We start from the raw sequence: 8,336 nt of genomic DNA on the forward strand, positions 1-8,336 counted from the left end.
GGTCCGGCTCGGGCGGCTCAGCCGACCTGGCTGAGGATCGCGTCGGCGACCTCGCGCATGGACAGGCGCCGATCCATCGACGTCTTCTGGATCCAGCGGAACGCCTCCGGCTCGGTGAGGCCCATCCGGGTGATCAGCAGGGACTTCGCGCGCTCGACCAGCTTGCGGGTCTCGAACTGGTCCTTCATCTCAGAGACCTCGTCCTCGAGGGCCACGATCTCGTCGAAGCGCGAGAGCGCGACCTCGATCGCCGGGACCAGGTCCGCGGCGGTGTAGGGCTTGACGACGTAGGCCATGGCACCGGCCTCGCGGGCGCGCTCGACGAGCTCCTTCTGGCTGAAGGCGGTGAGCAGGACGACCGGGGCGATGCGCTCGGCGGCGATCTCCTCGGCGGCCGAGATGCCGTCGAGGATCGGCATCTTCACGTCCATGAGCACGAGGTCGGGCTCGAGCTCGCGGGTCAGGTCCACGGCCTTGCGCCCGTCGGCGGCCTCGCCCACGACGTCGTAGCCCTCGGCGCCCAGCATCTCCACGACGTCCATGCGGATCATCGAGTCGTCCTCGGCGACCACCACGCGGCGCCGCTGCTGCGAGGGCGCCTCCTCCGGGGCGGGCTCTGAGGTCCCGCCGGAGGCACCCGGGACGGGGAGGTCCAGCGGTTCGGGATTCTCGGTCACGGCGGGTGCTCCTCAGCGTCGGCGGCGGTGGCCCTGCGGATCGGCCCCTGCGCGTCGCGCCGGAGCCCTGGACGCCGCGGCCCCGGCCGGCGCCGGGATGCGGCAGGTGGCCTCCAGCCTATCCACCCGCGCCCGGCCGCGCATGGCGCCCTGCGGTAGGGTGCAGGTGCGCGGACCGCGCCCAAGTGGCGGAATCGGCAGACGCGCCGCACTCAAAATGCGGTTCTTCGGAGTGTGGGTTCGAGTCCCACCTTGGGCACCCCCAGATTGGCCCCTACTTCCCCGGAATCACGCGGGAGTAGGGGCCTTCTTCATGTCCGGGCCTGGCCTTCTGCCCACGTTCTGCCCACATTCGTCTGCGAGAAGGCGTGATCCAGCGAGGTCGCCACGGCCTCGAGATCGTCATCGAACAGGTCTGCGTAGACGTCCAAGGTCATCGCTGCGGAGGCGTGTCCGAGCATCCGCTGCACGGCCTTCACGTTGGCGCCGGAGGCCACCGCCAGCGACGCCGCAGTGTGGCGGAGGTCGTGAACGGTCATCTTCGGCAGGCCGGCGCGCTGCAAGGCAGCGGTGAACCACGAGCGCGTGCCACCGTCGCCGGTGAACAGGTTGGGGCGCGGCTGGAAGCCACCAGAACGACCGGGGAACACCAGATCGTCGGCGGCCTTCCCCTCGAGCTGTTCGGCCACCAGCGGGGCCAGGAACGCCGGGTATGGGACGGCGCGCTGCTTGTGAGACTTCGGGGTCCCCACCTCGAACTTGGAGCCGGTGATTTGCACGGCGTTGCGCTCGACTTTGATCCGCCGGCGGGTGGTGTCCACGTCCTTCACGCGCAGCCCGATCGCCTCGCCCCACCGCAGGCCGGTGTAACCGAGCACCAGGACTAGAGCGGGCCGGTCGGAGGCTGCCGCAAGGGCGTGCAGCTGATCATGCGACAGGTACACATGGGGCTTCGCCACCTTCCGGGGCAACGCGACACCCTCAGCCGGGTTCGCGAGGATGCGGCGGTCACGGACGGCGCCGGCCAGGATCGACGACAGCACTCCGTGAGCGCGCTTCACCGTCGTGGGCGACTTCTCCCGTGCGAGTCCAGCGGCCCATTCCTCGACGGCGGAGAACCGCACATCCGTGACCGCCGTGGTGCCCCAACGCGGCTGCACATGGTTCCGCCACGCGGACTCCACAGTCCGCAGTGTGGAGGGCTTGAGGCTCGAGCGGCTGGCGATCCACCGCTCTCCCAACGCGCCGATGGTCACACGGGTGTCAGCAGGGTCGATCCACTCGCCGCGGTCCTTCGACACTTCGACGGTACGGGCGAAGCGCTCGGCATCCCTCTTGGTCGTGAAACCGCGCTTGTCCGTCTGACGACGATCCGGAGTCCTATACCTCACCCGATAGCGGCGGCCGGCCTTCGTCGCGTAGGACTCAATCGTTGCCACGATCCAGCGCCTTCTGCATCTCAGCCCGCAAGGTCCGGGTGATCCGCCCCTTCTTCTGCGCGGTGGCACCGGGCGGCGCCTGGGCCTCGACCTCGGCGGACATGAGACGGCCCCACAGCTTCCTGGAGTGCTCTCGGAACTGCTGTTCATCGATGCCCAGCGCATCTGCCGCCCTCCGGTCCGCCAGTGGCAGATCGTCAAGCTCCAGCTTGAATGGGTAGTGAAGTCCGACCGTCTGCCCGAGCAGGTACTTCCCGACCATGGGGCCGTCGACGACGAGCCCAGGGGCGGCACCTTCACCACCCTGCTCGGGTGCTTGCCCAATGGTCACCTCACCTTGAGCCTCCAGCAGATCTGCGGGCGCTACGGGCTCGCCGGTCAGGTCAGTGAGGGTGATGGCCAGCAGGATCAGCGTGTCGACGCTGACGGGGCTGTCACCGTGCTCGAACCGCGAGACGCGCCCTGAGCCCCATAGCTCGCCGCTGTACATGCGCAGCCCGCGGGCAACCTCGTCCAGGGTGAGGGTGTGGTCGGCACGGTGGCGTCGCAGGTTGTGCCCCACGACTTCGGAAATGGTGGTCATCGTCAGCAAGCGTGCCACACGTCTCAAGTCTGCACTCCCGTGGACTTGTGATGAGCCGCTTTCGCCTGTACGCTCTCAATCACAAGGTTGCAGGATCGGAAACCTGTGACGCCGCACGATCCCCAGGAGGGGCGAGAAATGCAGACCAAGCCACTGACGATCGAGGACATGATCCAGCAGTTCCCCGGAACCACGCGGGGCTCATGGGCACAGCACCGATACCGCGGGACCGGGCCGGAGTTCTTCCGCGTGGGTCGGAAGATCTACTACTCCCCGGACGCCGTTGAGAAGTACATCCGAGACCAGACCCGCACCATCACCGGCGACGCCGCCTGACCACCCCAGCTAAGGCCGCATGCAGCGGCAGGCACCACACGGTGCTGAACAACGGTCGCTTCGACGGCCGGAACGGAGATCCCCTATGTCTCGACTCATGGACATGCGCCAGCAGGTGCACAACGAAGCCGCGAAGCTCAGAGCGCACCTCTCCGATGAAGGAGCAGACGGGTACGACCTGGCGATGCTGACGCTCTCCAATCGGAAGGCCAGCGACATCGCGAAGGTCGTTCTCGACTTGCAGGACGGCCTTCGACCAGACCGCGGTTGGGACTCGAACCGCACAACTTATGCGGATCCGACTCCGGCTGAGGCGATCCGCAACGTCTTGCGGGAGTACGCCCGATGATCCGCCGCCGCGGGGACACCCCGCCGGAGCCGTTCGACACGCATGACACCGGCAGGGACCACATCACCAGCCCGAAGAAGAAGAACGACGATCGCGACCATTCCGCCAAGAACAGGATCGCGACCGCCGCAGCACCCATCAGCACTATCGATAGGACAGCGCAATGAGCGTCATCACCGATCTTACCCGTATCCAGCCCCCTGCGGGCTTTCAGCCGGAGTTCGACCTCGAACCCCGGGAGGACGGCGACCTACGCCGCGCCACGGACAAGGCGCCGCTGTTCTGGATGGGGCCGGCCCTCGTCGTCCCCGGCGTGGACTTGTACTCCGAGTGGGCTCCAGGGAACGGCACGCGGGTCTTCACCCCGGATGGTGAAGCCCTCTGCGCTGCGGACCTTCTCCGAGCGTCCGCCGCGCTCCTGCGCTACCACGACGTGATCGCCCGCGCCGAGCGGGAGGGCCAGCGGTGAGCGAGCTCCGCGATTCCGCGATCGTCGTCCTCGCGTTCAGCGCGCTGTTCTGGCTGAACACGCTCGGCGCCCACGCCCTCGTTAGCTGACCGACCAGAAACCGACCTGCATACGACTGCAGCCCCGCCAGGGACCAACCGGCGGGGCTGCTTCATATCCCCTCGCCCACCACGGCGAAGAGAGGACAACGAATGACTACGACCAGCGTAGCGGCACCAGGGCGCTCTGTCTCCGATGTTACAGAAAATCTCCTGAAATCCAACGATCCGGTGGCTCTGAACCTCTGGCATGTCGGCTACCGCGCCGGCTCGTCCGCTGAGCGCGCCCGCGTCCAGCTGTGCGCAGCCGACTTCGGCGTCGACCTCGGCCCGTCCCCGGCCCTACAGCCCCGTCTGCGCGCTGTCCCGGACCAGGGCTCCCCGGAGGCCGGGCAGGCCGTCAAGGATGCCGCTGTGGCCGCCTGGCGCGCGCTGTACGCCACGGGGCAGATCCGGCAGGAGGTGGCCGCGTGACCGACCTGGAGAACGTCCTGAACGCCGTCCTCGAGCACCTGCGCAGGTTCGTCGTGTTCAGCGACGAGAACGATCCCATCGCTCTCAGCCTGTTCTGCGCCCACACGCACGCACTCGAGCACACTCGGACCACGCCGCGGGTCATCATCGACTCGTCGACGTACGGGTCGGGGAAAACGACCCTGCTTGAACACATCGCGAAGCTCAGCCATAAGCCGCTGCTCGCTACATCGATCTCACCCGCTCTGTTGCCCCGAGTGCTCGATACCGAGGTCCGCACAGTGCTCGTCGACGAGGCCGAGAAGAGTCTGCGCCCCGACAAGGAAGGCGTCTCGGACATCTTCTCCGTCATCAACAACGGGTACCGCAAGGGAATGACGAAGCCGACCCTCATCTCCCAGGGCAACGACTGGGTAGTCCGGGAGACCGAGATCTTCGCCCCCGTCGTGATGGCCGGCAACGCCCCCACGTTGCCCGACGACACGCGCTCCCGCTGCATCCGAGTCCTCCTCATGCCCGATCTGCACGGGGAAGCCGAGGAGACCGACTGGGACGACATCGAGAACGAGACCATCGCGCTGCGCGAGAACCTCGCCGCCTGCATCGACCAGGCCGCCGAGCAGATCACCGTCAAGCCGCAGATGCCTGATGGGTGTCGCGGTCGGATGAAGGACAAGTGGATGCCCCTTGCACGGATCGCCCACGCGGCCGGCGGTCATTGGCCGGAACGGATTGAGACGGCGATCGCCGCGGACATGGAGGAACTCAAGATGGAACGGGAGGACGGCCTTGCCTCCGAGCGGCCCAGCGTTCGGCTGCTGCAAGACATCGGTGAGGTGTGGAGCGAGGACGAGAGCTTCGTCCCTACCGCGGTGCTGATCGACCGGCTCAAGGCGCACAACCCTCGCATGTGGGGGCCGAAGCCGGAGAAGCCTAACGGTCTGACGCCGCAGGGCATGGGGCGGATGCTGGTGACGGCGTTCAAGATCCATTCTTCGCAGCCGGTGCGGACTCGCGGCTACGTCATCAGCTCCTATGAGCGGGCGTGGCGACAGTTCGGAGTCCCCCACCCCCATTTGAACCGTGACAACCGTGTGAAGGGTGGAACCGTGCGTCCGCTCGACCACGGTTCCACGGCTCTCACGGAGTCCACGGTTCGCACAGAGGGGTCGTGCCAGCACGGCTTCGATGCCTCCAGCTGCCAGCGATGCCTTGCCGAAGAGGCCGGTGCGGCATGACGCGTTGGGACCAGTTCCCCACCTACACCGACCAGGACGGGCACCTGATACGGGTCACCGGCGCCTGGTGCGCCGCGTGCTCCTACCCAATGCTCCCCGACCACGGGGATCGGCACCCGCTCTGCGCCGAGCCGGCTCCATCCGCGGGGTCGGCTCTCGTCGTCCTACAGCCCATGGAGGCCACAGCATGAACCCAGCAACCATCCACCTCACCTGCGAACACTGCTCAAGGCCGGTCACCGGCACCACGGGCGCTGTCCGCGTCTACGACCACGACCTAGCCGCCGCTGAAGCAGCGCACGCCGCCCACGCTGCCGCCCACCAGGCCGCGGTTGCGATCCTGTCCCCGCTTCATCTCGACGGGGCAGCAGACGAGTTCCTGCGCCCACCGGCTCGCGCACGCTGGCAGGTGGAGCATGACCGGTGCGCCCCCACCGCGTCACCGGCGCACGTCATCCCCGCCTCCCTGCTCTGCTCCACGCGAGACGTGCTCGCCGCGACGATCACCCTCATGTCGGAGCCGTGGATCGGCCGCACTGACTGGACGGAGTTCGTCCGCCGCCACTGCCTCGGCCCCATCCCAACCAGCTCGGAGGCCGGACTGTGAGCGCCACCCACGATCGGCTGCTCGCCACGCTCGAGCAGTACCACCCCACGCAGATTCCCTGCCGCGGCCCGGACGGCGATCGCTGGATCACCGGGGCACCGGCCGACATTTGGTACGCCCAGGCGCACTGCGAGAAGTGCCCCGCCCGGGTCGCCTGCGCGTCGTATGCCGTCGACGCCGAAGAACCCGCGGGGGTCTGGGGCGGGACCACCCCCAAGGCGCGCGCCGGCCTTGCCCGTCAGCGGCGTCGCTCCGAGATCACCGCGAAGGAGGCCGCCGCGTGAGGGTCCGCGCCCATCCCTGGACATGGCGCAACCGCAACGGCACCACCCGCGGGGCGCTCATCGCCGCCCAGATCACCAGTCGCGAGCGGCGGACCGTGTTCGTTCCCGCCGAGAAGCTGTACGCCCTCGCGGACGAGCTGGTCGACATAGCCGAGGCAATCGAGAAGGAGGACCAATGACCGGCAAGCGTCTCAGAGTTAGGCCCTATGTATGGGCGCACGACGACGGCAGCGAGGAAACCGGATACCGAATCCAGCGGCGCGGGGCATTCCTATTTCTCGACGAGATGGACGCCTACCACGTGTGCTGCGAGCTCGCGGACCTGCTCGACGCCGCGAACACCCAACAGGAGGACCCCAAGTGACCGACCGCCGCACCCGCGAAGAGCTGATCGCCGACGCCTTCGGCACCAGCACCCCCGCACCCCCACAGCCGGACCCGGACCAGCCGCCTAGTCGGCGGCCGGACCCCGCCCAAAGCTGGGCGCCCGAACCCGACCCGGCCCGCGAACGAGCCGAGGCCTTCTTCAACGCACCCAACACCTGGTGAAAGGAACCACACCATGAGCAACGCCCTGACCGCCGCCCACACCGCCGCGACCCTGGGACTCGCGCCCCTGCCCGCGGACATCAAGCACGCCGCCGAGGAGAAGTCCCAGATCACCTCCCGCCGCGATGCCACCCACCAGGCCGGCCAGACCGCCCAGCTGGATTACGAACGCGCCCTCGCAGACGGCGACACGAAGGCTGCAGCGACCGCCTGGGCGACGACCCAAGCACTCCGCCTCGACCAGATCGCGCCGGTCTACAACCGCCTGATCGCCGCAGCCGACGCACAGGCCCAGGCCGCCGCCGAAGCCCACCTGGTCACGATCGCCTCGAAGGCACGGGCCGGCTTCAACGAGGCCGCTCAGGCCTTCGTCGCGGCATACGACGAGCTCGGCGGCTCCCGACTCTCCCCGGCCCAGTTGATCCGCAACGAACGATCCGCCCAGCTCTGGCGCGACCTCACCACCGCAGCCGAAGCCCTCGACGCCCACGCCGTGGTCATCGACGCCGCAGCCGCAGCAGGAGCCGGCATCGACCCCGCAGACCGCAGCGAGGAGGCCGTGGACCAGATGACGCGGTACGCCGCCGGCCTGGCCCATGGCTGGGCGCTCGGCGCTGTCGACCAGGGCAGTGCGAACGACTGGCTCCGCAACGCCGACATCGCACCCGTCGCCCGCTGGCTTCGCATCCTCCACGCCCAGGGCCGCCATGGACGCCCGACCCTCAAGGCCCTCGAGCCCGACGAGCAGCGCAGTGAGATCGCCCAGCTGCGCGCCATCGCACAGGCATGGGGCAACGGCGCAGGCGGCAACCTCGCCACCATCGCCCAGTTCGCCCCGAGGTTCTGGGCGCAGCACAAGAACTGACACCACCACGGCCCCCTCTCGCTACTCAGCGGGAGGGGGCCTTTACCCATGCTCAGGAGCCCTGTGCGCCCGCCTGCGGCCCTCACAGCCCACGAGGCCACCGGGGGCCACCACGGGCACACAACGCCCCAGGAAGGACAACATGCCCGGATGGACCACATCCAACAGACGGGACCGACTCCCGAAGAACTGGCACCGACTCCGCGAACAAGTCCGAGCCCGAGCAGGCGGACAGTGCGAGCAGATCACCAACGGCCAAAGATGCACCGCAAACGGCAATCAGTGCGACCACAAGGTGCGAGGCGACGACCACAGCCTCAGCAACCTCCAGTGGTTGTGCGGACCACACCACGCCGCCAAGTCCTTGAATCGCCCCGGGTCTGGTGGAGGCTCTGATTCCACGGGAGGATGAGGAGCATGGCAGCACC

The 8,336-nt window shown here is 68.2% G+C and carries 15 protein-coding genes and 1 tRNA gene; 13 read left to right on the plus strand and 3 right to left on the minus strand.

The genetic code is table 11. The features are described from left to right. Positions 1-17: 17 nt before the first annotated feature. Complete coding sequence (locus FSY66_RS06550; protein WP_260853541.1) at positions 18-575, minus strand: ANTAR domain-containing response regulator; 558 nt, start codon at positions 573-575, stop codon at positions 18-20. Positions 576-856: 281 nt separating this feature from the next. On the opposite strand from FSY66_RS06550, the gene FSY66_RS06555 reads away from it, so the two are divergent. Further along, positions 857-936 (plus strand) — tRNA-Leu (locus FSY66_RS06555). A 52-nt stretch (positions 937-988) separates the two neighbouring features. Here the strand turns inward: FSY66_RS06555 and FSY66_RS06560 are convergent. Next, positions 989-2,116, minus strand: coding sequence for a tyrosine-type recombinase/integrase (locus FSY66_RS06560; RefSeq protein WP_144792495.1), 1,128 nt, complete (start codon positions 2,114-2,116; stop codon positions 989-991). Further along, on the minus strand, positions 2,103-2,699 hold the full coding sequence (locus tag FSY66_RS06565) for a helix-turn-helix domain-containing protein (protein WP_144792498.1): 597 nt from the start codon (positions 2,697-2,699) through the stop codon (positions 2,103-2,105). Before FSY66_RS06565 ends, FSY66_RS06560 begins: the two co-directional genes overlap by 14 nt. Positions 2,700-2,837: 138 nt before the next feature. Here FSY66_RS06565 and FSY66_RS06570 point away from each other — a divergent pair, with 138 nt between their 5' ends. The 12 genes from FSY66_RS06570 to FSY66_RS06620 all read left to right on the plus strand — a co-directional run bounded on the left by FSY66_RS06570 (position 2,838) and on the right by FSY66_RS06620 (position 7,908). Beyond that, positions 2,838-3,035, plus strand: a complete 198-nt coding sequence (locus FSY66_RS06570; RefSeq protein WP_144792501.1) for a DNA-binding protein — start codon at positions 2,838-2,840, stop codon at positions 3,033-3,035. A 103-nt stretch (positions 3,036-3,138) separates the two neighbouring features. Next, positions 3,139-3,384 (plus strand): hypothetical protein, encoded by a 246-nt coding sequence (locus FSY66_RS06575; RefSeq protein ID WP_144792504.1) that lies wholly within the window; start codon positions 3,139-3,141, stop codon positions 3,382-3,384. Then, positions 3,381-3,551, plus strand: coding sequence for a hypothetical protein (locus tag FSY66_RS12560; RefSeq protein WP_186304472.1), 171 nt, complete (start codon positions 3,381-3,383; stop codon positions 3,549-3,551). The genes FSY66_RS06575 and FSY66_RS12560 overlap by 4 nt, the downstream gene beginning before the upstream one ends. Continuing rightward, entirely contained in the window at positions 3,548-3,853 is a 306-nt protein-coding gene (locus FSY66_RS06580) for a hypothetical protein (RefSeq protein WP_144792508.1), read from the plus strand. The genes FSY66_RS12560 and FSY66_RS06580 overlap by 4 nt, the downstream gene beginning before the upstream one ends. Positions 3,854-4,122: 269 nt before the next feature. Then, on the plus strand, positions 4,123-4,365 hold the full coding sequence (locus FSY66_RS06585; RefSeq protein ID WP_144792511.1) for a hypothetical protein: 243 nt from the start codon (positions 4,123-4,125) through the stop codon (positions 4,363-4,365). Next, positions 4,362-5,603 carry a DUF3631 domain-containing protein gene (locus tag FSY66_RS06590; protein WP_144792514.1) on the plus strand — a complete coding sequence of 414 codons (1,242 nt, stop codon included), beginning with the start codon at positions 4,362-4,364 and terminating at the stop codon, positions 5,601-5,603. The genes FSY66_RS06585 and FSY66_RS06590 overlap by 4 nt, the downstream gene beginning before the upstream one ends. A 187-nt stretch (positions 5,604-5,790) precedes the next feature. Continuing rightward, positions 5,791-6,210: a hypothetical protein gene (locus tag FSY66_RS06595; RefSeq protein ID WP_144792518.1), complete on the plus strand. Its 420-nt coding sequence runs from the start codon at positions 5,791-5,793 to the stop codon at positions 6,208-6,210. Then, positions 6,207-6,494, plus strand: a complete 288-nt coding sequence (locus FSY66_RS06600) for a WhiB family transcriptional regulator (RefSeq protein ID WP_186304473.1) — start codon at positions 6,207-6,209, stop codon at positions 6,492-6,494. The genes FSY66_RS06595 and FSY66_RS06600 overlap by 4 nt, the downstream gene beginning before the upstream one ends. After that, the gene (locus tag FSY66_RS06605) at positions 6,491-6,673 is read left to right on the plus strand and encodes a hypothetical protein (RefSeq protein ID WP_144792525.1); all 183 of its coding nucleotides are present in this window, start codon (positions 6,491-6,493) and stop codon (positions 6,671-6,673) included. Before FSY66_RS06600 ends, FSY66_RS06605 begins: the two co-directional genes overlap by 4 nt. Then, positions 6,670-6,858, plus strand: coding sequence for a hypothetical protein (locus FSY66_RS06610; RefSeq protein ID WP_144792528.1), 189 nt, complete (start codon positions 6,670-6,672; stop codon positions 6,856-6,858). The genes FSY66_RS06605 and FSY66_RS06610 overlap by 4 nt, the downstream gene beginning before the upstream one ends. Then, complete coding sequence (locus tag FSY66_RS06615; protein ID WP_144792531.1) at positions 6,855-7,043, plus strand: hypothetical protein; 189 nt, start codon at positions 6,855-6,857, stop codon at positions 7,041-7,043. The genes FSY66_RS06610 and FSY66_RS06615 overlap by 4 nt, the downstream gene beginning before the upstream one ends. 13 nt (positions 7,044-7,056) lie before the next feature. Next, positions 7,057-7,908 carry a hypothetical protein gene (locus tag FSY66_RS06620; protein WP_144792534.1) on the plus strand — a complete coding sequence of 284 codons (852 nt, stop codon included), beginning with the start codon at positions 7,057-7,059 and terminating at the stop codon, positions 7,906-7,908. Positions 7,909-8,336 lie beyond the last annotated feature (428 nt).

The sequence above is a fragment of the Kocuria palustris genome (assembly GCF_007666205.1).
Lineage (GTDB): Bacteria > Actinomycetota > Actinomycetes > Actinomycetales > Micrococcaceae > Kocuria > Kocuria palustris_A.